Source organism: Rhodococcus sp. IEGM 1354 (assembly GCF_030056855.1).
Lineage (GTDB): Bacteria > Actinomycetota > Actinomycetes > Mycobacteriales > Mycobacteriaceae > Rhodococcoides.
Genome location: NZ_JASHKT010000001.1, coordinates 535422 through 558879 on the forward strand (window position 1 = coordinate 535422; position 23458 = coordinate 558879).

At 63.4% G+C, this 23458-nt stretch carries 21 protein-coding genes; 10 read left to right on the top strand and 11 right to left on the bottom strand.

Going from position 1 to position 23458, the window contains the following annotated elements; all coding sequences use genetic code 11:
- Positions 1–3: 3 nt before the first annotated feature.
- The 4 genes from QM588_RS02725 to QM588_RS02740 all read right to left on the bottom strand — a co-directional run bounded on the left by QM588_RS02725 (position 4) and on the right by QM588_RS02740 (position 4254).
- A complete protein-coding gene (locus QM588_RS02725) occupies positions 4–1326 on the bottom strand; it encodes an ABC transporter substrate-binding protein (protein WP_283311286.1) in 1323 nt (440 codons plus the stop codon).
- Positions 1327–1352: 26 nt separating this feature from the next.
- Positions 1353–2234, bottom strand: coding sequence for a carbohydrate ABC transporter permease (locus tag QM588_RS02730; protein WP_283311288.1), 882 nt, complete (start codon positions 2232–2234; stop codon positions 1353–1355).
- A gap of 5 nt (positions 2235–2239) precedes the next feature.
- Positions 2240–3190 carry a carbohydrate ABC transporter permease gene (locus tag QM588_RS02735; RefSeq protein WP_032377519.1) on the bottom strand — a complete coding sequence of 317 codons (951 nt, stop codon included), beginning with the start codon at positions 3188–3190 and terminating at the stop codon, positions 2240–2242.
- Positions 3191–3375: 185 nt separating this feature from the next.
- Positions 3376–4254, bottom strand: coding sequence for a dienelactone hydrolase family protein (locus QM588_RS02740; RefSeq protein WP_283311289.1), 879 nt, complete (start codon positions 4252–4254; stop codon positions 3376–3378).
- A 191-nt stretch (positions 4255–4445) separates the two neighbouring features.
- On the opposite strand from QM588_RS02740, the gene QM588_RS02745 reads away from it, so the two are divergent.
- The gene (locus QM588_RS02745) at positions 4446–5615 is read left to right on the top strand and encodes a hypothetical protein (protein ID WP_283311290.1); all 1170 of its coding nucleotides are present in this window, start codon (positions 4446–4448) and stop codon (positions 5613–5615) included.
- Positions 5616–5698: 83 nt separating this feature from the next.
- Here the strand turns inward: QM588_RS02745 and QM588_RS02750 are convergent, their stop codons facing one another.
- Positions 5699–6523 carry an NAD-dependent epimerase/dehydratase family protein gene (locus QM588_RS02750; RefSeq protein ID WP_283311291.1) on the bottom strand — a complete coding sequence of 275 codons (825 nt, stop codon included), beginning with the start codon at positions 6521–6523 and terminating at the stop codon, positions 5699–5701.
- Positions 6524–6671: 148 nt separating this feature from the next.
- On the opposite strand from QM588_RS02750, the gene QM588_RS02755 reads away from it, so the two are divergent.
- From QM588_RS02755 to QM588_RS02765, 3 genes are all read left to right on the top strand, one after another.
- Positions 6672–7751, top strand: a complete 1080-nt coding sequence (locus QM588_RS02755; RefSeq protein WP_027495330.1) for an ABC transporter ATP-binding protein — start codon at positions 6672–6674, stop codon at positions 7749–7751.
- Positions 7752–7924: 173 nt separating this feature from the next.
- Complete coding sequence (locus tag QM588_RS02760) at positions 7925–9238, top strand: TrkH family potassium uptake protein (RefSeq protein WP_283311804.1); 1314 nt, start codon at positions 7925–7927, stop codon at positions 9236–9238.
- A complete protein-coding gene (locus QM588_RS02765; RefSeq protein WP_027495332.1) occupies positions 9231–9896 on the top strand; it encodes a potassium channel family protein in 666 nt (221 codons plus the stop codon). Before QM588_RS02760 ends, QM588_RS02765 begins: the two co-directional genes overlap by 8 nt.
- Here the strand turns inward: QM588_RS02765 and QM588_RS02770 are convergent.
- Positions 9880–11355: a mannitol dehydrogenase family protein gene (locus QM588_RS02770; protein ID WP_283311292.1), complete on the bottom strand. Its 1476-nt coding sequence runs from the start codon at positions 11353–11355 to the stop codon at positions 9880–9882. The two genes, QM588_RS02765 and QM588_RS02770, sit on opposite strands and share 17 nt — an antisense overlap.
- Complete coding sequence (locus QM588_RS02775) at positions 11352–12374, bottom strand: NAD(P)-dependent alcohol dehydrogenase (protein ID WP_283311805.1); 1023 nt, start codon at positions 12372–12374, stop codon at positions 11352–11354. Before QM588_RS02775 ends, QM588_RS02770 begins: the two co-directional genes overlap by 4 nt.
- Positions 12375–12490: 116 nt before the next feature.
- Between QM588_RS02775 and QM588_RS02780 the strand changes: the two genes are divergently transcribed.
- The 5 genes from QM588_RS02780 to QM588_RS02800 are packed head-to-tail and all read left to right on the top strand — an operon-like array spanning position 12491 to position 17796.
- Positions 12491–13516, top strand: a complete 1026-nt coding sequence (locus QM588_RS02780) for a sugar-binding transcriptional regulator (protein WP_283311293.1) — start codon at positions 12491–12493, stop codon at positions 13514–13516.
- Positions 13513–14865: an ABC transporter substrate-binding protein gene (locus QM588_RS02785; RefSeq protein WP_283311296.1), complete on the top strand. Its 1353-nt coding sequence runs from the start codon at positions 13513–13515 to the stop codon at positions 14863–14865. The genes QM588_RS02780 and QM588_RS02785 overlap by 4 nt, the downstream gene beginning before the upstream one ends.
- Positions 14862–15812 carry a carbohydrate ABC transporter permease gene (locus QM588_RS02790; protein WP_135046710.1) on the top strand — a complete coding sequence of 317 codons (951 nt, stop codon included), beginning with the start codon at positions 14862–14864 and terminating at the stop codon, positions 15810–15812. Before QM588_RS02785 ends, QM588_RS02790 begins: the two co-directional genes overlap by 4 nt.
- Positions 15812–16678: a carbohydrate ABC transporter permease gene (locus QM588_RS02795; protein WP_283311297.1), complete on the top strand. Its 867-nt coding sequence runs from the start codon at positions 15812–15814 to the stop codon at positions 16676–16678. Before QM588_RS02790 ends, QM588_RS02795 begins: the two co-directional genes overlap by 1 nt.
- 11 nt (positions 16679–16689) lie before the next feature.
- The gene (locus tag QM588_RS02800; protein WP_032374789.1) at positions 16690–17796 is read left to right on the top strand and encodes an ABC transporter ATP-binding protein; all 1107 of its coding nucleotides are present in this window, start codon (positions 16690–16692) and stop codon (positions 17794–17796) included.
- Here QM588_RS02800 and QM588_RS02805 read toward each other — a convergent pair.
- The gene (locus QM588_RS02805; protein WP_283311299.1) at positions 17793–18266 is read right to left on the bottom strand and encodes a DUF3995 domain-containing protein; all 474 of its coding nucleotides are present in this window, start codon (positions 18264–18266) and stop codon (positions 17793–17795) included. The genes QM588_RS02800 and QM588_RS02805 overlap by 4 nt on opposite strands.
- A gap of 77 nt (positions 18267–18343) precedes the next feature.
- Between QM588_RS02805 and QM588_RS02810 the strand changes: the two genes are divergently transcribed.
- Positions 18344–20059 carry an AMP-binding protein gene (locus QM588_RS02810; RefSeq protein ID WP_442972854.1) on the top strand — a complete coding sequence of 572 codons (1716 nt, stop codon included), beginning with the start codon at positions 18344–18346 and terminating at the stop codon, positions 20057–20059.
- 178 nt (positions 20060–20237) lie between these two features.
- Here the strand turns inward: QM588_RS02810 and QM588_RS02815 are convergent, their stop codons facing one another.
- The 3 genes from QM588_RS02815 to QM588_RS02825 form a co-directional block, all read right to left on the bottom strand.
- The gene (locus QM588_RS02815) at positions 20238–21050 is read right to left on the bottom strand and encodes an alpha/beta fold hydrolase (protein ID WP_442972855.1); all 813 of its coding nucleotides are present in this window, start codon (positions 21048–21050) and stop codon (positions 20238–20240) included.
- Between the two features lie 37 nt (positions 21051–21087).
- Positions 21088–22698: an ABC-F family ATP-binding cassette domain-containing protein gene (locus QM588_RS02820; protein WP_283311301.1), complete on the bottom strand. Its 1611-nt coding sequence runs from the start codon at positions 22696–22698 to the stop codon at positions 21088–21090.
- A gap of 133 nt (positions 22699–22831) precedes the next feature.
- Positions 22832–23389, bottom strand: a complete 558-nt coding sequence (locus QM588_RS02825) for a hypothetical protein (RefSeq protein ID WP_283311303.1) — start codon at positions 23387–23389, stop codon at positions 22832–22834.
- Positions 23390–23458: the final 69 nt, after the last annotated feature.

Genomic DNA, 23458 nt, shown 5'->3' on the forward strand with positions numbered 1-23458 from the left:
CCCCTATTTACCCTGTCGGGCATCGTATTTGGCCTTGGAGCGGTTGAGCTTCTCGGCGAAGTCGTCGGCGAAATCCTGGGCGCTGAGCTGCCCGATGAGGACCTTCTGCCACTGACCCAGCATCTGGACCTGCACGATCTTGCCGAAATCGGGCAGATAGTCCGGCGGGGTCACCAACACGGTCTTCGGATCGTCGAGGGCGGCCTGGGCGGCTTGCACGGACGGCATCGCCTCGAAGGCGGGCGTGGAGCGGGCGTCGGCGTTGACCGGGATCTGCCCCACGTTCTCGTTCCAGTAGGCCTGCGACTCCGGCGAGGTCATGAACTCTAGGAACTTCCAGGCCGCTGCCTGGTGCTGGCTGCTCTTGAACACCGTGTACGACGGGAACGGGTCCGTCATCACGGTGCGGACGCCGTTGTCCGCGAGAGGCAGGGCGACGGCACCGACCTTGTCGCCGAGCGCCTTGCGGTGATTGCTCAGTGATCCGAGGTTGTGCTGCATCATCGCCACCGAACCGCCACCGAAGCTGGCGACCATCTGTGGAAAACCGTTGTTGACATCGGCGGTAGGTGTGTCGACGTCGTAGAGCGCCGCGAAACGTTCGATGGCTCGAACCATCTCGGGCCGGTTGACGGTGGATTCGCTGCCGTCGAAGAAGTTGTCGATGCCGGTGACGGCGAACATGTGTTGCAACAGTGGATAGATCGAGCCGGCACCGCCTCGGATGGTGAACCCGTATCTTCCGGCGGACTTGTCGGTCAGTTCGTCTGCGGCGTCGTAGAACTCGTCCCAGGTATCGGGTGGCTCGATTCCGGCCTCGTCGAACCAGTCCGCTCGATACCACAGGGTGGCGTTGTTGCTGGTGAAGGGCAGACCGTACAGGTTCTCGCCGCCGCCGGACTCCATTGCCGATTCGATGATCTTGGGATCGTATTGGTCCTTCTGCGGAGAGGATGCCATGAAGTCGTCGAGCGGGATCACGGCATTCTGCGCGACGAGGGGCGCGAGATATGCGGTGGAGACGATGCCCAGGTCGGGTGCGGACCCACCCGCGAGAGCCGTCTGATATTTCTGCTGCGCACTGTCGGACGGTAGGCCGACGTACTGAATGTCGATGCCGGGATTGATCTCCTCGAAACGTCGAATCAGCTCCTCGTACAACGGGGTTCGATCCGGCCCGGCATTGTTGTCCCAGAAGGTGAGGGTGCCGCTGTTCGGATCTCCGAGGGCACCGTCGGGCAGGGAGGTTTCGGAACTGCAGGATGCCAGCACGAGCGTGGCCACCGCACCGACGAGGGTGGTGCGCAGCAAGGTGCGTCGATTCATGTCGATTCTCTTTCCGTACGTCATGATCAGCCCTTGACCGCGCCGGCGCTGAGGCCCTGGACGAGATACTTCTGGATGACGGCGAATACGGCGACCACCGGCACGGCGGCGATCAGGCCGCCCGCCGCGAGCACGCCGAAGTCGACGTTGTACGAGCCGATCGTGTAGCTCAATCCGACTGGGAGGGTGAACTTGTCCTGGCTACTGATGAACATCAGGCCGAACAGGAAGTTGTTCCAGCTGCCGATGAACGCGAAGGAGCCGACGGCGATCAGGCCGGGCCGCAGCAGAGGCAACATGATGATGCGGAAGGCCTTCAGACGCGAGCAGCCGTCGACCATGGCTGCCTCCTCCAGTTCCACCGGGATCTGAGAGATGAACCCTGCCATCAGCATTGCCGCCAACGGTAATTGGAAGACGGTATCGGCGACGATGAGTCCGAACAGGTTGTTCACCAGTCCCATCTCGCGGAACACCTGGAACAGTGGAATGAGCAGCATCGCACCGGGGACGAACTGGCTGCACAGCAGGGCCATCACCAGGGGTATCTTGGCGCGGAACTTGAAGCGTGCCAACGCATAGCCGGTCGCCAGTGCGACGAAGGTGGTGAGTACCAGCGACAGACCGGCGACGATGAGGCTGTTCTTGAAGAAGAAGCTGAAGCCGAGGGTGTTCCAGACGGTGTCGAAATGGTCGAGCGTGATGGGCCAGGGGAGCATCGAATTGGACCCGGCAGGCCGGAACGCGAAGACGATCATCCAGTAGAACGGGACGAGGGTGAAGAGCAGGTAGACGGCCAACGGAAGGCCGACGCTGAACACGCGTGGCTTGGTGCGGTGCACGCGCACCTTCTCGGAGTGGTCCGACGGCGGACTGGTCACGACGGGACGGTCTGCGGTAGTGGTCATGTGCGTCAGGCCTTATCGCTGTTGAATTTGCTGAGGCGCAAGTAGAGGATCGAGCAGAAGAGCAGGATGACGAACGCGACGGTGGTCAGAGCCGATCCGTATCCGAAGTCCTGCGCGGTGGTCGCGAGCTGAGAGACGTAGAGCGGCAACGTCGTCGTGACGTCGGCCGGTCCGCCTGCGGTGAGGGTGTAGAGGAGATCGACGTTGTTGAACTCCCAGACCCCGCGCAGCAGGGTGGACAGAATGATCACGGCTTTGAGATGCGGCAGCGTCACGAACCGGAAGCGTTGCCAGCGGTTCGCGCCGTCGACGTTCGCAGCCTCGTACAGATCCTTGGGCGCACTCTGCAGTTCGGCGAGAATGAGAATGGCGAAGAACGGAACTCCGCGCCAGAGCTCGGCAACGCTGGTGGCCCAGAACGCGGTGTCCGGATCGGCGATCGGCGCGGCGGTACCGTCGCCGATGCCCATATTGCCCAGCAGTTTGAACAATCCGGTCGACGGGTTGTAGATGAGCAGCCAGATGCCGGTGGTGAGCACGCCGGAGACGGCCCAGGGAGAGAACACCAGGGCACGGGCCAGGCCGCGTCCGCGGAATACCTCGTTGACCAGCAGGGCCAGTCCGAGGCCGAGGATCAGCTGGAACACGACCTGCACGCCCACCCACTTGGCGGTGACGACGAGGCTGTTCCAGAACAGGTCGTCGGCGAACATCAGCTTGAAGTTCTCCAGGCCCGCAAAGCCGTTGTCCCACGGCGTCGTCGGGTTGTAGAACTGCAGGCTGTAGTAGAAGACGCTGCCGACCGGGTAGAAGATGAACACTGCCAGCAGGATGACGACGGGCGCGATCAGGATGTACGGGGCCGAGATGCGGCGCTTGCGTTTCGGTCGAACGGGAGGGACGGCCGCGCTCGGCGCGCGGGTACCCCCCGACCGGGGGGGTGTGGTGGTGACCATGGGGACGCTCCGAAGCGTTCGGGGCCGGATGGAAAGCCGGCGAGCGGGTCTGGCGGGATGTCTTCCGACCCTGAGTGAGCCGGGCCGTGCAAGTTTTGTATGTTCACATATATGAACGGTCGTCTTCTATGTGAATTTCTGGACCAACTATGACGGCAGTCACAAGCGCTGTCAAGCATTCCCCGTCACACGTGCATGCTCAACCAGCCGACCGCCGCGTCCTGCATGGTCGTCGTGAATCGATGCGGTTCCGAAAACCATTGTGTGAACAGTGTTTCCGATTCTCCGTAGTCGAGGCGGAGCGCCGCCTCGGCGTCGCGCATGCCGGGGAGGCCGAAATGGGAATCCAGCTCAGCGAATTGGACCAACAATGGGGTCGGGGCTGCGGCACCGGCGATCTCCGGCCAATCGCACACCGCAGGCAGGCCCGGGGTGATCATCAACCAGGTGGTGTCGTCCGCGTGACCGTTCGCGATATCGGCGAACGTGCTCATCGATGCCGTGATCACCCCTGCCCGTAGGCGATCGCTGCACGCCAGTAGATGTGCGACGCGCACTCCGCCACCGGAGAATCCGGCAGTGGCGATGCGGTGTGCGTCCACCTCGGGGCACTCCGCCAGTGCCTGCAGCGCGATCAGGTCCTCGCTCAGCACCTGCCCGGCCAATGAACTGCCCTGCAGCGCTGCCACTTTTGCGAGTCCGTGCTCGTGCTCGCGGGCGGCCGCCTCGTATCTCGGCAGCCCTTCCAGCTGGGCACCTGCACGTCGAGCCCGCTCGGGGAGGTCCTCCCACGGCACCCGGCGACTGCCCCACGGGAACACGTCGTGGACCAGGACTGCGAAACCCGCTGCAACCAGACGGGCGGCTGGCGCGCTGCCGCCGTATCCGCGCCTGCGCAACTCCTCGAGGTCGGGTGCCATGCAGTCGGGGCCGTCTGCCACCTTCTCCTTGCCGTAGAACTTCATACCGTCGTGACCGTGCATGAGCAGGATCGCGGGCAGTGGAGTCTTTGCGTCCGGGGGCGTCAGCAGCCATGCGGCCGTGTTGTCCCAGTTCAGCTCCACGCCGGAGATGCCATCGCGTGTCCAGGTCCGACCGCGGGTCACGTGCGGACGTGGAGGATCGTCGAATGCCCCCAGGGCTCGCCGGATCTCTGCTCGTCGCGTGAATCGTGGACAGTTGGGCTCGAATTGTGTTCCCATGTGTGAACTCAGTTCTCTCTACCGAACAAATCAGCCATCAAAGGATGATCTTCATGACCGTCGACCGCATCGTCGCGCACGCCTACCCCTGGGACGTCCTGGGCGATCCGCATTTCGTCGAACGCGCCAACAGACTCGGGGTGCACGAGATCTCGCTCGCCGCGACGTACCACTCCACCAGGGCGGCAACCCCGCTGCATCCGCAGCACAAAGTGGTCGACGCCCACCACGCAGCGCTGTATCGACCGGTTCGTCCCGACGCTTGGGCCGGGCACACGATCACTGCGCGGACGGCCGCCTGGGGCGGTGCCGAGGACGCGTTCGGCGAGGCAGCGGGTGTGCTGCGGGAGGCCGGATTCCTGGTGAACGCGTGGATCGTGCTGACACACAGCACAATTCTCGGCCACGCCCATCCCGACGCGTCCGTCGTCAACTGTTTCGGAGATGCCTATCGGTATGCCCTCGCACCAGGGCATCCCGACATCGTGCGGTACAGCGCCACGCTCGCGGCCGAAGCGATCCGCGGCGTCGAGGTACACGGGGTGTCTGTCGAGGCATGCGGGCAGATGGGCTTCGCTCATGTCGGACCACACGAGAAGACGGACGGCGCGTTCCCGGACATCGGCGACACGCTGATGTCGATCAGCTGCACACAGCGCGAGCTCGACGCCTGGAGCGAACGAGGAGTCGACTCGGGGAAGGTGACGCAGAAGCTGCGCGACGGTGTCGACGCCCTGTCGGCCGGAACCTTGCCTGCAGGTGCGGCGATCACGGACGTGTTGGCCGCCGACGAGATCGACGCGGTGCTCGCCGTCCGACACGCCGACGCCGATCACCTTCGTGCGGAAGTGCTTGCCGCCGTGCGTGAACAGGCTCCGTCGGCACGCGTGACGCTGCACGGTCACCCGGATCCGTGGAAGACCGGGCCTTCGCCTGCGCTGACCGCCACCGTGCCAGCCGATGTGGATGCGGTGCTGGTGTCGGCCTGGCCGGGAACGGCCGAGACGGTGTCGGTGGTGCAGGCAACCCGGGCGACCGTCGGCGACGGGGTCGATGTGGGTGCCTACGTGTCGGTACTGCCGCCGAAGAAGCTCGACGAGGTGGCCGCGCATGTGGCCGCGACCGTCGACGCCGGGGCGAACGAGCTGCACCTCTATCACCTCGGTCTCGTCAACCGCCCCCAGCTCGACGCGTTGGGGTCGATCGTCACAACGTATTCGTAAGGCGGACTGCAACAGGCGCTCCACTCGTCCGTCCGCGGCGGGGAATCCCCCGCCCGAGGACGTCGAGTGGAGCAGAGGGTGCGTCAGCGCATCCGCTGGCCGAGCGGGTGATCGCAGAATGCGCCGCCGACTCGTTGCAGGATCGGATCGCTGAACGTCCACTCGTGTTCGGCGAGGAACTGCTCGGCGAACTGTTCCGCGTCGTCGCGAGGTAGGTACCCGATCTCCGCGCCCTCGTTGCCGGACCACCACGCGCGCGAGTTCTTCGAGATGCCCCACACGGTGTGAAAACCTTTGGCGCTGTCCGACAGTGACGCCTCGATCAGTCGCGCAGTGTCGGCGGGCGACATCCAGGTGGCCAGGCCGCGGTAGTTGGGCGGCGCGGCGAAGCTCGAACCGATACGCAGATTGATGACGTCGATGCCGAAGCGGTCGTGGTACATCCTGCCCAGGGCTTCGACCGCGGCCTTGCTCCACCCGTAGAATCCGTCGGGTCGCGGAACGGCGTCGCCCGGAAGTGGCGAGTCGCCTGCCTCGTCGTGCGTCCAGAATCCGACTGCGTGATTGCTCGACGCCACCACTATCCGAGAAACCCCCTGCGCCACAGCGGCTTCGAAGACTGCCTGAGTGCCGTCGACGTTCACCGACAGAATGTTGGCCCACGAGTCCTCGGTGCTCAATCCCCCAAGGTGCAGGATTGCATCGACACCGTCCACCGCGGCGGCCACGGCAGCGCGATCGGTGACCGAACCCTGTACGAATTCCTCTGTGGCCGAATCGATGTCGGTGATCTCGGCGATATCGAACAGGCGCAGCGTGCGGCCGGGAGTCGCCAGTAGAGGCCTGAGCATCGCCCCCATGTTGCCTGCGGCCCCGGTGATGAGCACTCGTGAAACGGTGTCGGTCATTCTTCTCGAACTCCTTCGATGGAAACCTTGTAATGGGCATCACAGTAATACATACTTCTAAACGAAGTCAGCATTCTGGCATCCATTCACATACATGAATCTCACTCGGATCGTCCGGCACGTTCCTGCCGGTGAAGGGACCACCATCATGGCCACCGTTGCATTTCAGGGCGTCACCAAATTGTTTCCCGGCGGCGACAAAGCTGCAGTCGACCAGCTCGATCTCGACATCCAGGACGGTGAATTCCTCGTCCTCGTGGGCCCGTCCGGCTGCGGAAAGTCGACGTCGCTGCGCATGCTCGCCGGTCTCGAAGAAGTCGACAGGGGAGCCATCACCATCGGCGGCAAGGACGTCACCGACCATCAGCCCAAGGATCGAGACATTGCGATGGTCTTCCAGAACTACGCCCTGTATCCGCACATGACGGTCGGCGAGAACATGGGATTCGGACTTCGCATCGCCGGCGAGGACAAGGCCGAGATCAAGCGCCGCGTCGAGGACGCTGCCAAGATCCTCGATCTCACCAAATTCCTCGACCGCAAACCCAAAGCGCTCTCCGGCGGCCAGCGTCAGCGAGTCGCCATGGGCCGCGCCATCGTTCGCAAACCCCAGGTGTTCCTCATGGATGAGCCGCTGTCCAACCTCGACGCCAAACTTCGAGTGCAGACCCGCGCGCAGATCTCTGCACTGCAACGCAGGCTCGCCACGACGACCGTGTACGTCACCCACGATCAGGTCGAGGCCATGACGATGGGCGATCGCGTGGCCGTCCTCAAAGACGGTGTGCTGCAGCAGTGTGACTCGCCGAGGCGCATGTACGAACACCCGAACAACGTGTTCGTCGCCGGCTTCATCGGATCGCCTGCAATGAATCTGCTCGAGCTACCGCTCGTCGACGGCGGCGTCCGCTTCGGCGGTGAAGTGGTTCCGGTTCCCCGCTCCGCCATCGCCGGAATCGGCGAGAACACAGTGACGCTCGGTGTGCGGCCCGAGGACCTGCAGATCACCACCGGGGCAGGCCTCGAAGTGACCATCGACGTCGTCGAAGAACTCGGAGCCGACGCCTACGTCTACGGCCAGGCCGATATCAACGGCACGCGTCAGCCCATCGTCGTCCGCGCCGACGGCCGCATCCCACCGGAACGCGGATCGACGATCACGCTCTCCTACGCCGCCGAGCGCACCCACCTGTTCTCCACTGTGACCGGGGAGCGCTTGGTCGACTGATGCCGTAGGCGGTGGAGCGCTGACGCGCATGTGCGCGGAAACTCGACCCCTGCTACGAACTTCCGCGCACGTGCCGCGAAGCGGCTCGTCTCACCGGTACTGTCTGCCGAGTGGCAGACGCTCGCCCGGCCTCGCGATGGTCCGCGGTCTTTCGGCTCACGCCGGTACGAGTCATGGCGTCTGGATTCGCGTTCGCCATTCTGCTCGGCTCAGGTGTGCTGATGATTCCGGCGGCCACTATGCCTGGCTACGACACCGATGTTCTCCAGGCGTTGTTCACCTCGACCTCGGCCGTGAGCTTGACAGGTCTGATCGTGGTCGACACCCCGGTGTACTGGTCGGCTTTCGGGCAGGGCGTGATTCTCGGCCTGATCCAGATCGGCGGATTCGGGATCATGACGATCGCGTCTCTGGTCGGATTGGTCCTGGCCGATCGAATCGGGCTGCGAGGCAGGCTCAATGCGGCGGCGGAGGTACGCACGACGGGGCTGGGCGACGTCAGGAGTGTCGTCGTCGGGGTGTTCCGCACCAGCGTGATCATCGAGAGTGTGGTCGCGATGGCCCTGGCGGCGCGTTTCGTCATCGGCTACGACGAGCCACCCGGGCGCGCGCTCTGGTTGGGCGTCTTCCATGCCGTGTCGGCGTTCAACAATGCCGGATTCGCTCTGTTCAGCGACAACATGATCGGGTTCGCCACCGACCCGTGGATCTGTGTGCCGCTGCTGATCGCAGTCGTGTTGGGCGGCATCGGATTTCCGGTTCTCTTCGAGATCGCCCGTCACCTCCGCGCACGTTCCCGCGGCGTTCGGGCACGAAAGCGATGGTCGCTCCACACCCGGATGACACTCACCGTCACCGGCGTTCTTCTGGTCCTCGGGCCCACTGTGGTGATGTTGTTCGAGTGGTCCAGGACGCTGGGCGGATTCGGCTTCTGGGACAAGATGCTCGTTGCCACGTTCCAGGGCGTCATGCCCCGAACCGCAGGATTCAACAGCGTCGACTACGCGGATGTGGACAACGCGACCCTCTTGGTCACCGACGTCCTGATGTTCATCGGCGGTGGTAGCGGCGGCACGGCGGGTGGTATCAAAGTCACCACCTTCGCACTCCTGCTGTTCGTCATCGTGGCCGAGATCCGCGGTGATCGGGAGGTGACGGTGTTCGACCGTCGAATAGATCCACGGGTGCAACGTCAGGCATTGACCGTCGCGTTGATCGGGGTGGCCCTCATCATGCTGCCGGTGGTAGCGCTGTTGGCCGGTACGAACTTCGACCTCGACGTGCTTCTTTTCGAGGTCGTCTCGGCATTCGCGACGGTGGGCCTGTCCACCGGAATCACCGCGCAGTTGCCCGGCTGGGGCCAGATGATTCTGATCGTCCTGATGTATCTGGGCCGCATCGGTTCCATCACTCTGGTCAGTGCTCTCGCCGCCCGCGACCGCGGTCGGCGCTACACGCTTCCCACGGAAAGGCCGTTCATTGGCTAGGAAACCGTCCTCCGACGTCGTCGTCGTTCTCGGTCTCGGCCGCTTCGGTAAGTCGCTGGCGCTGGAACTGATGAGCCAGGGAGTCGAGGTGCTCGGCGTCGACAGCGACGAGGCCGTAGTGCAACGCGTGGCAGACCGTTTGACGCATGCTGTGGTGGCCGATACCACCGACGAGGAGTCGTTGCGACAGCTTTCGGTACACGAGTACGACCGCGCCGTCGTGGGCATCGGCTCAAATCTCGAAGCGAGCCTGCTCACCGCATCCGCTCTGGTGAATCTGTCGATGTCGACCATCTGGGCCAAGGCTCTGAGCAACGCGCACGCCAAGATTCTCAGCCAGATCGGCGTCCACCACGTCGTCCGGCCCGAGCACGACATGGGTAAGCGAGTAGCTCACCTGGTACGTGGTCGGATGATGGACTACATCGAGTTCGACGACGGCTTTGCCATGGCGAAGACGTCGCCCCCGGCCTCACTGCTCGGAAAAACTCTGGGCGAGAGCGGAATCCGCACCAAGCACGGAGTAACCGTCGTTGCAGTCAAGCGTCCGGGTGAAGGGTTCACCTACGCCACGGCGGATACGGTGATCGGCGCAGGCGATACCGTCATCGTCTCCGGCCAGGTTCGAGACACCGAAAAATTCAGCGAGTCGACATGAGCGCCTCCAGGGTTGCGCGCGCACCGTTCTCCTGAAGTGATGTCAGCTGTTTCGTGTATTCGGTGACGAAGCGTTCGTTGTCGATCAGGTCCCCGAACACGGCTCGGTTGGCGATGAAGGCCGTCGGATTCTCCCGCTGACTCTGCGCGATCGGCACCAGTGAATCCTTCAACTGATCGACGATCTCGATGGGCTCGCCGGATTCGTCCACGGCCTCGGCGTAACGCGCCCAACTGGCAACGACCGCGGTGGAGCGAGTGATCTCACCGCCGGTCTCGAGGTTCTTGCGGATGACAGGCAAGAGCCACTTGGGAATTCGATCCGAGGACTCGGCGCACAGCCGAGCGACGGTATCGCGGATCTCAGGATTGGAGAATCGTTCGATGAGTGTGTGCTTGTACTCGGTCAGATCGATGCCGGGCACGGCCTGCAGCGTGGGCGTTGCTTCCTCGTCCATGTAGGCGAGTAGGAACGCGGCGAACTGCGGGTCCTGACAGACCTCGTGCACCAGTCGAAAACCGCTGAGGTAGCCGAAATACGCGAGCGCCTGATGGCTGGCGTTGAGCAGCCGTAGCTTCATCAGCTCGTACGGAGTGACGTCGTCGACAACCTGAACTCCGACATCGTCGAGAGGGGGGCGTCCGAGCGTGAAGTTGTCCTCGAGCACCCACTGTGTGAACGGCTCACCGGCTACCGGCCACTGATCGTCGATGGCGTATCGGGCCGATAGTTCCTCGATCACTTCCGGTGTCGTGACCGGAGTGATGCGATCGACCATGGAGTTGGGGAACGCGCCTTCTGTGGTGATCCACTCTGCGAGAGCTGGATCTTTCAGGCGCGCGAAGGTGGTGAACGTCGACTGTGCGATGTGGCCGTTGCCTTCGATGTTGTCGCACGACATGATCGTGAACGGCATGAGTCCGCGTTCCTTACGCCGTGACAATGCTTCCACGACGAGCCCGAATGTCGTTGCCGGAACTGCCCCGTCCGCGAGATCGGCGACGATGGCGGGGTTCTCGACGTCGAACTCACCCGTCGTCGCGGAGAAGTTGTAGCCGCCCTCGGTGATCGTGAGGGAGACGATCTTCGTGGTCTCCGCGGCCATCTTCTCGATGACGGCCTCTGCGTCGTCGGGCGCGAAGAGATATTCGACGATGGATCCGATGACGCGGGTGTCCCATGTGCCGTCGGAATGCTTGAGCGCCAACGTGTACAGGCAGTTCTGCGCCTCCATGACGTCCTTCATCCGGCGGTCTCCGGGAAGTACGCCGACTCCACAGATGCCCCACTCGGAACCTTGCCCCTGTTGCAACAACCGGTCGATGTACATCGCCTGATGGGCGCGATGGAAGCCGCCGACACCGAAATGCACTATGCCCACGGTGATGTCGGAACGGTCGTAGGTGGGAACGGCCACGTCCTCGATGAAGTCGTCGAGATTGCGCGAGTTCAACTTCATACGTCCGTCTCCTTCGAAAGTCCGGGTATCACTACGGCTTTGATGCTGCCGGGTTGCTTGTCTGCGTTCAAGGCATCTTCGACGCGATCGAGGCCGAAACGCGCGGTGACCATTGCGTCGAGGTCGACGCGACCGGCCAGGACGAGCTCGCGCGCGATCGGCCATGTGTTGGCGTACCGAAAGACACCGGTGAGAACCAGTTCTCGGTTCTGAATCAGTGAGATGGGGAGCGGGTAGTCCGAACCGCCCATGCCCACCAGTACGACGGTACCCGCCGGCCGCACAGCGTGAATGCCGTCGACGACGGCCCGAGCGGCACCCGATGCGTCGATGAACGCGTCCACGTCGAGCGCGCGGACGTCCTCCACTGCTGGATCGAGCACCCGCGTCGCGCCGAGTTTCGCGGCATTGTCGCGCCGCGGTGCGTCGATGTCACTGACGATCACTTCGGTGGCACCGAAAGCACGGGCCACCTGGGCGGTGACGATGCCGACCGGACCTGCGCCGGCGATGAGCACGCTCGATCCGGCGGTGATTCCGGCCTTCTGCGCCGACGCGATACCGACCGACAGCGGCTCGAACAGTGCTGCGGCCTCGTCGGAGATCGAGTCTGGGACGTCGTGGGCGAATACCGACTGGATCAGAACGTACTCCGCCAGCGCGCCGTCGATCGGCGGCGTCGCGAAGAATTCCATGGCCGGGCACAGGTTGTAGCGGCCGGCGCGCGACTGGGCACTGGTGGGATCGGGGCGCTGCGGCTCGATGGAGACGCGCTGCCCGACGCGGGTGTCGGCGACTGCTGATCCCACGGCCACGATCACACCCGCAGCCTCGTGTCCGAGTACCAGCGGACCGTCGACGACGTAGTCGCCGATGCGTCCCTCGCGGTAGTAATGCGCGTCGGAACCGCAGACACCGACGGCGGTGACCTTGACGAGTACCTCGTCGTGAGCCGGGGTGGGCACCGGCCGATCTTCCATTCGTATCTCCTGCACGCCGGTGAGCACGCTGGCCTGCATGAACTGTGGCACGGGTCGCCGGTCGCGAGGGGGTGTTGTGTAGATCACACCTTAATGTTAGCTTAATGAGCAGATGAACACGAGCTGAGCATCTGCTCACCAAGCAGGGAGGCGCAATGGACGGATCGGAGTCCGGCAGAGCGAGGCCCGTGCGGTCCGGAGAGGATCTCCGTCTCGCTCTGCGCGCCGCCACGATGTACCACCTCGAAGGTGCGACGCAGGCCGAGATCGCAGTGAAGCTGGGAGTTTCGCGTCCGACCGCTGGACGATTGGTCGCTCGTGCTCGTACTCAGGGTCTCGTGACGATCGAGATCAACGTCCCCGACGATCTGCAGGGCACCGTGCATGCGGACGTCGAGCGAGAGCTGGAGGCGATGTTCGGGCTCACCGAGGTGTTGGTCGTTTCGGACGTCATCGACGGAACGGACGGCGGCTACGGGTCCTTGGGCCGCGCGGCAGCGACGTTGCTGTCGCGGCGACTCAAGGATCAGGACGTTCTCGGTTTTACCTGGGGCCCCGAAACGGTGGCGGTAGCGAGCTCGCTGAAGACCCGATCCACCAAATGTGCTGCGGTGGTACAGCTCGACGGCTCCATCACGTCGGCCGATTATCAGACCGGTGTCGAGTACACGCTCGGACGCTGCGCCTCGTACTTGCAGGCGACACCCGTCCGGCTCAATGCTCCGCTGTACGCCGATCAGGCGACAGTGGTTGCGCTGGAGCAGGATTCCGTGATCTCGCGCGCCCTCAAAGCCGGGACCGATGCCGATGTGATGATGTACGGCATCGGTCCCGTTTCCACGTCCACCACATTGTTCGAGGGAAGCTTCATCGACCTCGAGGTTCTCGACGAATTGCGCCGCCTCGGTGCAGTCGGCGAAATCGGCGGACGGTTCTACGACGCCGACGGCATCGATACCGGAGGATCACTCCCCGGCCGAACTGTGTCGGTGGGGCTCGACGCCATCAGGGCGTGCGATCGGGCCGTGCTCGTCACCGGTGGGCGACGTAAACACGAGGCGCTCCTCGGTGCTCTGCGCGGCGGACTGGCCTCGATCCTGGTGACCGACATCGAAAGTGCACGTTGGCTCGTTGCGCAAGCTCCTGCAACGGCGACCTCCAATGGAAAGGTATTTCAGTGAGGGTTCTACCGAAAGTGGCTGTCGCGGCATCGCTGGCGACAACCTTGGTGTTATCCGGCTGCGCCGGTGCCGGATCGATAGGCGGTGACGGTGACGGGAAGACGATCACCGTGGCGATCGTCTCCAATTCGCAGATGTCCGACGCCATTTCGCTCGCTCCGGAGTTCGAGGCGGAGAACCCCGGCATCAATCTGAAGTTCGTGTCGCTGTCGGAGAACGAGGCGCGTGCCAAGATCACCGCCTCGGTCGCCACCGGCGGTGGTGAGTTCGACGTGGTGATGATCAGCAACTTCGAGACCCCACAGTGGGCCGAGAACGGCTGGCTGACCAATCTGTCCGAGTATGCCGACGCCACACCGGGTTACGACGAGGATGATTTCATCCCCACACTGAAGGAGTCGTTGTCCTACGAGGGCAGCATGTACTCGGTGCCGTTCTACGGTGAGTCGTCGTTCTTGATGTACCGCAAGGACCTGATGGAAGCCGCCGGAATCACCATGCCGGAGGAGCCCACCTGGCAGGAAGTCGCCGACGCGGCCGCGAAGCTCGACAGTCCTGATGTCTCGGGAATCTGCCTGCGCGGCAAGCCCGGTTGGGGTGAAGTACTCGCCCCGCTGGATACCGTCATCAACGCCTTCGGTGGCCGGTGGTTCGACGAGAACTGGAACGCGCAGCTCAACAGCCCAGAGGTGGAACAGGCCGTTCAGTTCTACGTCGACTTGGTCCGTGAGCACGGTCAGGCAGGCGCGGCGACAAGCGGTTTCAGCGAATGTGGAACGCAACTGTCGCAGGGAAATACGGCAATGTGGTACGACGCAACGTCCGCTGTGTCGGTACTCGAAGACCCGACGTCGTCGAACGTCGTCGGCAAGATCGGGTACGCCAAGGCGCCGTCGGCGGTCAAAGGCGACAACGGGTGGCTGTACTCCTGGGCACTCGGTATCCCGAAGACGTCGGAGAATCCCGACGACGCATGGAAGTTCGTCTCGTGGATGACCAGCAAGGAATACCTGAACAAGGTCGGCAACGAATTGGGTTGGGAACGAGTACCTCCCGGTAGCCGCCTGTCCACCTACGAGATCCCCGAGTACGAACGGGCATCCGCGGCCTATGGGCAGGTCACCCTCGATTCCATCAACGGTGCCGATCCCAACAATCCGACGGTCGATCCGGTTCCGTACACCGGAGTGCAGTTCCTGACCATTCCCGAGTTCCAGGACCTGGGAACCCGCGTCAGCCAACAGATCAGCGCCGCCGTGGCAGGGCGAATCAGCGTCCAGGACGCGCTCGAACAAGCGCAGCAGTACGCCGAAGTGGTCGGCAAGACGTACCAGGAGGGCCAGGGATGACCACCACCGAAACACGATCGGCGCAGGCCGATTCCGAGGAATTCGTACCGAGACCCAGGACGATCTCGAAGGCGGAAGGGTGGCGTCGCCGCGGCCCGCTACTCCCGGCCATGGTGTTCGCCATTCTGGTCACCCAAGTCCCGTTCCTGTTCACGCTGTACTACTCGACGCAGTCGTGGAACCTCGTGCGACCGGGTTCGCAGAAGTTCAACTGGCTCAACAACTATGTGGCAGTCTTCCAGGACAGTCAGTTCCGTGAGGTCGCCCTCAACACGGTGATCATGATCGTGGGAACCGTCATCATCTCGGTGGTTCTCGGGTTGTTCCTGGCGCTGCTCCTGGATCGTAAGTTCATCGGCCGCAGCCTGATTCGCACCCTACTGATCACCCCGTTCCTCATCACCCCGGTCGCCGGCGCGCTGATCTGGAAGACCACGATGTTCGATCCCGTCTTCGGCCTCATCAACTTTGCACTCAGCCCGTTCGGTGTCGATCAGATCGACTGGGTCTCGCGTTACCCGCTGCCTGCCGTCATGGCGAACCTCATCTGGCAGTGGACTCCGTTCATGATGCTGCTCATCCTCGCCGGCCTGCAGTCCATGCCCAAGGACATCGCCGAGGCCGCACGGGTCGACGGTGCGGGCCCGGTCAAACTCTTCCGTGAGCTGACCCTCCCGCATCTGCGTCGATTCATCGAGCTCGGTGCCGTTCTCGGTGCGATCTACCTGGTCAACACCTTCGACGCGGTCTACATGATGACCTCCGGCGGACCGGGTGTGGCGAGTGCGAACCTGCCGTTCTACATCTACCAGCGAGCGTTCCTCGGCTTCGACATCGGCCAGGCCGCGGCCATGGGCGTCGTCACCGTCGTGGCCACCATCATCGTCAGCACCCTGGCGCTGAGACTGATCTTCAAGAGCTTCAGCGGAACCGAGGAGGCAGCGTGATGAGTACCCCAACCGTAGACAAGACAACTACTTCCGCGCCGATCAAGCGCAAGAGCAAGTGGGGCCCGGGGTCCATCTGGTCCTTCGTCGCCTGGGTCGCAGGCATCGCGTTCTTCTTCCCGGTGCTGTGGATGGTCCTCACCGGTTTCAAGCAGGAGGCCGACGCCTACTCCGACCCGCCCAAGCTGTTCTTCACACCGACCCTCGATCAGTATCGAGGGGTTCTCGAGAGCGGCATCGGCACGACACTGTTGAACTCGGCATTCGCGACGGTCGTCTCGACGATCTTCGTTCTGCTGCTGGGTGTTCCGGCCGCCTTCGCTCTGTCGCTGCGACCGGTCAAGAAGACGAAGGACGTGCTGTTCTTCTTCATCTCCACCAAGATGCTGCCCGTCGTCGCCGCGATTGTCCCGTTGTACGTCATCGTCGGTGACATCGGAATGCTCGACAACATCTGGACTTTGGTCGTGCTGTACACCGCGATGAATCTTCCGATCGCCGTGTGGATGATGCGATCGTTTTTCCTCGAGGTGCCGAGCGAACTGCTCGAAGCCGCGAGTATGGACGGCGCGTCACTGTGGACGTCGGTACGTGAGGTGATCCTGCCGCTGGTCTCGCCCGGCATCGCGGCCACGTCGTTGATCTGCGTCATCTTCTCGTGGAACGAGTTCTTCTTCGCGGTCAACCTCACTGCCGTTCAGGCCCAGACGATTCCGGTGTACCTCGTCGGATTCATCACCGGTCAGGGCCTGTACTGGGCCCAGCTTTCCGCCGCTGCGACGTTCGCAGCACTCCCCGTCGTCCTTGCCGGATGGTTCGCGCAGAACAAGCTCGTGCGCGGCCTGTCCTTCGGCGCAATCAAGTAGGAGAAAGTCCCATGGCTGCAATCACGTACAAGAAGGCATCCTGCGTCTACGAAGGTGCCGACAAGCTCGCCGTCGATTCACTCGACCTCGACATCCAGGACGGCGAATTCGTCGTTCTGGTCGGGCCTTCCGGCTCCGGCAAGTCCACGGCACTGCGGATGCTCGCCGGACTGGAGGAGATCGACGGTGGTGCCATCGAGATCGGTGGCAAGAACATGGTGGGGGTGCCGTCGAAGGACCGCGACATCGCGATGGTGTTCCAGAACTACGCCCTGTACCCCAACAAGACCGTCGGGGAAAACATGGGTTTCGCACTCAAGATGCGCGGCGTCTCGCTCGAGGAGCGCACGAAGAAGGTGGCCGAGGCCGCGAAGATCCTCGACCTCACCGAGTACCTCGACCGCAAGCCCGGCAAGCTCTCCGGTGGTCAGCGACAGCGAGTTGCCATGGGACGCGCCATCGTTCGTGAGCCGCAGGTGTTCTGCATGGACGAGCCCCTGTCCAACCTCGACGCGAAACTGCGAGTCCAGACGCGTACGCAGATCGCGGCGTTGCAGCGTCGGCTCGGCACCACCACGGTCTACGTCACGCACGACCAGGTCGAGGCCATGACGATGGGTGATCGTGTGGCCGTGTTGCGCGGCGGCAAGCTGCAGCAGTTCGCCTCTCCCACAGACCTGTACGACAACCCCGTCAACGCGTTCGTCGCCGGCTTCATCGGTTCGCCGGCGATGAACCTGATGACGGTTCCCATCGGCTCGGGTGGCGTACAGATCGGTAGCTTCCTGCTTCCCCTCGAGCGCGACGAGCTGACCAAGCTCGCGAGCCTGGGTCTCGACAACGTCACCGTCGGGCTACGCCCGGAGCAACTCGGCATCGTGCACGGCGGCGGTGAAGGCTTCGAGGGCAAGGTCGATCTGATCGAGGAACTCGGCAGCGAATCCTACCTCTACGCGCACCTGGACGACCCGAAGGTCAAGGGTCTCGATGGGGGACCGGTGTCGTTGGTTGCGCGTTCGGCCGTCCGAGCCCCGGCCAAGATCGGCGAAAGCATCGGCCTGACGCGACTCGACGGTGCAATCCATCTCTTCCACCCGGAGACCGGGGAGCGCATCTAGCGCGGTTGGTACGGGGCTTTTCGGGCGAGGACCAATGCCGTCAGAAGCGCGGCACCCCAGAGCAGGAAGATGCCGTCGAAGAACAAGTGGCCGTACTTGACGCTTCGGTTCTCGTCCGAAGCGATCAGGCCGATCACCGCGCCGACGAACGACGCTCCGCCCCACAGGATCAGCAGCACAGAGCCGGGCCAGGATATGCCGAAGATCAACGACGGCAGCCGGGTCCGGTTCCGTGCTGCCAGGCGCGGCCGGTTCATGTATGCGAGGGCCGGAAGAATTGCTGCGGCCAGCTTGACGAGTGCAAGCACCAGCAGTGCCGTTCGTGCCGTTGCCGGTTCGGAGTCGGCCCACTCCGTGGCGAAGGCACCGACGGTATCGAGCATCCACCGGCCACCTGCAGCCCAATAGCCGGAGAACGCAGCGTGGACTATCCCCAATGCGCATGCGATAGCGAAGTATCTGATGGCCACGGCGATCGAGGCTAGCCGAGTTGCCACCCCCGTTCAGGGGTAGCGAGGGATTGTTCATCTGCCCTACCGTGGCGGTGATGGGCATCACAGGCGCAGGAGGAAACATGGTCGACTCGGCATATACGGCATTCAGAAACGCACGCGATCTTCTGCTCGACACCTACGGCGACTACGACCGTGCGGTAGCGACTTTCGAATGGCCGTCGTTCGGCGAGACGTTCAACTGGGCCATCGATTGGTTCGACGCAATTGCCCGTGGCAACGACGGCACCGCGCTGTGGATCGTCGAAGAGGACGGCAGCGAGGCCAAATACAGTTTCGACGACATGGCGCGTCGCTCCGATCAGGTGGCTCGTTGGCTCGAACTGCAGGGAATCGGCCGCGGCGACTCGGTGATCCTGATGCTGGGCAACCAGGTGGAACTCTGGGAGTCGATGCTCGCGGTGATGAAGCTCGGAGCGGTGCTGATGCCGACGACCACGGCGATCGGGCCCGCCGACCTGACCGACCGAGTAGTGCGCGGCAATGCTCGCGCCGTGATCGTGAACCCCTCGGATACCGAAAAATTCGACGACGTTCCGGGGGACTACCTGCGTATCGCCACTGCGGCACATGACGGTTGGGTCGACTATTCGGATGCTCGTTCTGTGGAGGCCAGGCCGTTCGAGTCCGTCACCGCACCCACCGACCGCCTGCTCATGTACTTCACCTCCGGCACCACCAGTAAGCCCAAGCTCGTAGAGCACACTCAGATCTCCTATCCCGCTGGGCATCTGAGCACGATGTACTTCCTCGGGCTACGTCCGGGCGACGTGCACCTGAACATCAGCTCGCCCGGCTGGGCCAAGCACGCCTGGAGTTGTTTCTTCGCGCCATGGATTGCCGAAGCGACCATCTTCATCTACAACTACGGCAAGTTCGACGCGAAGGCGTTGCTCGAGCAGATCCGCCGCGCTGAGGTGACGACGTTCTGCGCGCCACCGACAGTGTGGCGCATGCTGATTCAGGCAGACCTCGCCGGCGGGGGTGGATCGCTGCGTGAGGCAATCGGTGCCGGTGAGCCACTCAACCCAGAGGTGATCTCCCGGGTACAGCAGGACTGGGGCCTGAACATCCGTGACGGCTTCGGCCAGACCGAAACCACTGCGCTGGTTGCCAACACGCCGGGTGCGGTGCTGAAGTCCGGATCGATGGGTCGGCCACTGCCCGGCGTCCCCGTGGTGATCGTCGACCCCACCACCGGTGAACTCACCGACGAGGGAGAGATCTGCCTCGACCTGGCGCAGCAGCCGTTCAACCTGATGACCGGCTACCTCGGGGACCCCGAGCGCAACGCTGCCGTCATGGCCGACGGTTACTACCACACCGGTGACGTCGCATCGCGGGATTCCGAGGGCTACATCACCTACGTCGGCCGCACCGACGACGTGTTCAAGGCGTCGGACTACAAGATCTCCCCGTTCGAGCTCGAAAGCGTGCTGATCGAACACCCTGCGGTGGCCGAGGCGGCCGTCGTTCCGGCTCCCGACGAGACGCGGTTGGCCGTCCCCAAGGCGTATGTTGCGCTCGCAGCAGGCTGGGAACCCAACGAAGACACGGCATTCGAGATCTTGAAGTACGCACGCGAGCACCTGGCCCCGTTCCTGCGTGTTCGGCGTATCGAGTTCTTCGAGCTACCCAAAACCATCTCGGGCAAAATCCGTCGAGTGGAGTTGCGCGCCCGTGAGGACGCAGCCGTCGGACCACTGGCCAGCGAGTGGCGTGACGACCAGTTCCCTGCGCTGAAGAGGTGATGTGAGCGCCCACTATTCGCTCTGCGAGGCGGGATCCCGCTCCTCGACGCGAATTGTGGACACTCAGATCAGTTGTGGGTGGGGCCGGCAGGGTCGGTTGTCGTAGGTGACGTGAGCGCCCATTATTGGTTGCTCGCGGCGGGATCCCGATTCTCGACGCGAATTGTGGACACTGAGCTCAGTTGCTCCAGAACCGCTCGAGGAATTCGAGCACCTCGGCCGATGCGGCCATCGTCGTCGCATGGTCGAATCCGCGAACGATGTGCAATTCGGAGTCGGGCACCAGGGCGGCAGCGGCACGGGTGTCGTCGAGCCGGGTCCGGTCCTCGCTGCCGACGTAGAACAGCGACGGCTGGGTGAAGTGCTGCAACATCTCGTCGGGTAGTCCGGGATCGGCGTCGCATGCGCGGATGTACGCAGCCATGGCCCGAGCATCGTTGGCGGAGAACACCGCTCGTGTTCCGGCGTCGACTGGAAACATGCGGTGCTTGTTCCACGCCGCGATGAAACCGTCCATGCCGCGCTCCTCCAACACGTCCGCGCAGCCCGGGAAGAAAAGCCTGTCGAATGCTCCCGCCTGAGCGCCGTGACTACCGCCACCCACCGCGAGTGAACGCACGCGATCCGGTTTCGCAGCCGTCAACGCGAGGCCGGCCCGCGCCCCGAACGAATACCCCAGATAGTCGACAGTCGGAGCGCCGACCGCATCGAGTACCGCCGTCAGATCGCCGACGATGTTGGCCATGGCATAGGCGTCGAGAGTATGGGGCTTTTCGCTGCGACCGTGGCCGCGACTGTCGACCAGAATAAGTTGCCGACTTCCGCGTAGCGCTTTGACGTAACCGAACGTCCGCCAGATCGTGTGCGTCAGAAAGCTGCCGTGCACCATCAACAACGGCGGCCCGGACCCCACCACCGTGTACGCGATCTGCGTCCCATCATCTGCATTCGAGGCGTACTCCACCCCGCGATTCTCCCTTCCGAAGTCCACTCAACGTGACATTGACCCCCTGAAAGGCCACCGAACGTCACATTGACTCCTCCCGGGTGGGTGTTTCCTCGGCCGACTCGGCGAGCTCCACGGTCGGCGTCAGGTCGATGGTGCGGGTAGGGGCTATGGCGTCGAGGAACGGGCGATCGTGGCTTGCGATGATCAGCGCACCCTCGAATGTGTTCAGTGCGTCGATGAGGTGTTGGCGGCTGGTGATGTCGAGGTTGTTGGTGGGCTCGTCGAGCATCAGTAGTTTCGGAGCAGGCTCGGCCAGCAGGATTCGTGCCAGTGCGGCCCGCAGTCTCTCGCCTCCGGACAGGGTGGCGACGACGGCGTCGGCGTCGGATCCGCGGAAGAGGAAACGCGCCAATCGGCCACGGATCTTCTCGGCGGTGGCGTGCGGTGCCACGTCGGCGATGTTCTCGGCAACGGTGCGTGTTTCGTCGAAGATGTCGAGGCGTTGCGGAAGGTATTTCCACGGCACTTCGGCTTCGGCGGCGTCGAGGCTGCGCAGCAGGGTGGTCTTCCCGCTTCCGTTCGGCCCGACGAGCGCGATGCGTTCGGGACCGACGATGTGCACGTCGTCATGAGTCAGAACTACCTGTCCCGGATGGACTTTCGTTGCGGGTAGGTCGACGCGTATCTCGCGGTCGTCGCGCAGGAGGTCCTCGGCGGCAGACAGTGACGTCCGGGCATCGTCGACGCGGTCGCTGTGGGTACCGCGTAGTTTGCCGGCTGATTCCTGGGCGGCCCGCTTGCGTCTGCCCGCAAGGATCGGAGGTACGCGCTTCTGCTCCGCCATCTTCTTGCCGTAGCGCAACCTGCGATCGAGTTTGATTTGTGTGTCGACCAATTCGCGTTCCTGCTTGCGCACGTCGTTCTTGGCGTCTCGGATGCTCGCCCGCGCGGCTTCCTGTTCGGCGTCGATCACCGATCGGTAGTGCGTGTAGTTTCCACCGAACATGCGTACTCGGGAGGTGCCGCTGCGTTCGGCGCGGACCTCGGCGATGGTATCGACACGCTCGAGCAGTTCGAGGTCGTGGCTGCAGACGACGAGCACCCCCGAGTATCCGTTCACGGCCGCATACAGTCGTTCTCGTGCAACGAGATCCAGGTTGTTCGTCGGCTCGTCCAACAGCAGTACGTCTGGTTCGGCGAGCAACTGCGCGGTGAGAGCCAGCAGCATCGCTTCGCCACCGGACAGCGTGCCTACCGGTCGATCCAGGTCGTCGAGGGAGCCGACGATGCCGCCCAGTCCGAGCTTGTTCAGCAACGCCAGCGCGCGCTCCTCGATGTCCCAGGCCGATCCCACGACGGCGAAATCGTCCTCGGATGACGAACCGGATTCGATGCGATGCAATGACTTTCGGACCGAATCGATAGCCAGCACGCGATCCACCGAGAGCTCGGGGTCGAGTGCGATGTCCTGACGCAGATAACCCAGGACGCCGGGCATCGAGATCGAACCGCGCTGCGGCGTCAGGCGTCCGGCGAGCAATTTCAGAAGGGTCGACTTTCCGGCACCGTTCGAGCCGACGAGACCTGTTGTGCCGCTGGGAAAGATGGCTGACAACGCGTCGAACACGGGGTCACCGTCGGGCCAGGAGAACGTCAGATCCGAGACAGAAAGGGAAGATGAATGAGGCATGGATGCTCCAAAGGTGTGCGTGCGGTCGATCTGCAGGCGTCTAGAACCTTTGGAAGAGCAATGGCCTCTCCGAATCTGTGGGCAACAAGGCGATCTCCACGCTAATACCGAACGTGGGCAGTCCGCAAGCGATTTAGACCGATGGCCCCTTCTTGCGCAGTTCGTCCACTGTCGACATGGCTCCGCGCAGTTCGTCCAACCAGTCCTGCGTGTGTTCGCCGACCAACTTCACGGCCCACGAGAGGGCGTCTGCACGAGACCGCGCGACTCCGGCATCGACGAGCGTGTCGAGGACGCGTCGTTCGGGCTGACGCAGGCGGGTCATGACCGGAACGGCGAGGTGGGTGAACAGGACTACCTCGGAGTCGGTCCGAACGCCCCAGGCAACCTTGCGTCCGTAGCGCTTCTCGGCCTCGTCGGCAATCTGCATGCGCTCGGCCCGGGTGCCTTCTCGGAATCGGGCGATGCGACCTTCGGTGGCGGCAGGTGAACTGCCCTCCTCGGTGGGCAACGTCCCGACCACCACGATCTCTTCGCGATCCACCTCGATTGACGCGGTGCCCTCGAACCAGCTGTCGGGCAGTCTGCCGCCGAACCAGTCGCCGGCATCGGTGGCGTCGGGAACGTCTGCGTGCTGCCAGCCGCCGGGGCGACCGAACGAGCGTCCACTGGGTTTCATGGTGACTCCCATGATGGTTCAGTAATACTGATTACATGATTACACCTGATCTTGGGTTCGCGCCACCGCCGGTTCGTCGGA

What these genes read in the sequence shown, in the direction of transcription:
- QM588_RS02735 (WP_032377519.1), bottom strand. Translation starts at nt 3,190, where the DNA reads ATGGTCACCACCACACCCCCCCGGTCGGGGGGTACCCGCGCGCCGAGC.
- QM588_RS02760 (WP_283311804.1), top strand. Translation starts at nt 7,925, where the DNA reads ATGGCGTCTGGATTCGCGTTCGCCATTCTGCTCGGCTCAGGTGTGCTG.
- QM588_RS02795 (WP_283311297.1), top strand. Translation starts at nt 15,812, where the DNA reads ATGAGTACCCCAACCGTAGACAAGACAACTACTTCCGCGCCGATCAAG.
- QM588_RS02725 (WP_283311286.1), bottom strand. Translation starts at nt 1,326, where the DNA reads ATGAATCGACGCACCTTGCTGCGCACCACCCTCGTCGGTGCGGTGGCC.
- QM588_RS02790 (WP_135046710.1), top strand. Translation starts at nt 14,862, where the DNA reads ATGACCACCACCGAAACACGATCGGCGCAGGCCGATTCCGAGGAATTC.
- QM588_RS02770 (WP_283311292.1), bottom strand. Translation starts at nt 11,355, where the DNA reads ATGAAGTTGAACTCGCGCAATCTCGACGACTTCATCGAGGACGTGGCC.
- QM588_RS02730 (WP_283311288.1), bottom strand. Translation starts at nt 2,234, where the DNA reads ATGACCACTACCGCAGACCGTCCCGTCGTGACCAGTCCGCCGTCGGAC.
- QM588_RS02800 (WP_032374789.1), top strand. Translation starts at nt 16,690, where the DNA reads ATGGCTGCAATCACGTACAAGAAGGCATCCTGCGTCTACGAAGGTGCC.
- QM588_RS02780 (WP_283311293.1), top strand. Translation starts at nt 12,491, where the DNA reads ATGGACGGATCGGAGTCCGGCAGAGCGAGGCCCGTGCGGTCCGGAGAG.
- QM588_RS02820 (WP_283311301.1), bottom strand. Translation starts at nt 22,698, where the DNA reads ATGCCTCATTCATCTTCCCTTTCTGTCTCGGATCTGACGTTCTCCTGG.
- QM588_RS02775 (WP_283311805.1), bottom strand. Translation starts at nt 12,374, where the DNA reads ATGCAGGCCAGCGTGCTCACCGGCGTGCAGGAGATACGAATGGAAGAT.
- QM588_RS02750 (WP_283311291.1), bottom strand. Translation starts at nt 6,523, where the DNA reads ATGACCGACACCGTTTCACGAGTGCTCATCACCGGGGCCGCAGGCAAC.
- QM588_RS02755 (WP_027495330.1), top strand. Translation starts at nt 6,672, where the DNA reads ATGGCCACCGTTGCATTTCAGGGCGTCACCAAATTGTTTCCCGGCGGC.
- QM588_RS02810 (WP_442972854.1), top strand. Translation starts at nt 18,344, where the DNA reads ATGGGCATCACAGGCGCAGGAGGAAACATGGTCGACTCGGCATATACG.
- QM588_RS02825 (WP_283311303.1), bottom strand. Translation starts at nt 23,389, where the DNA reads ATGGGAGTCACCATGAAACCCAGTGGACGCTCGTTCGGTCGCCCCGGC.
- QM588_RS02745 (WP_283311290.1), top strand. Translation starts at nt 4,446, where the DNA reads ATGACCGTCGACCGCATCGTCGCGCACGCCTACCCCTGGGACGTCCTG.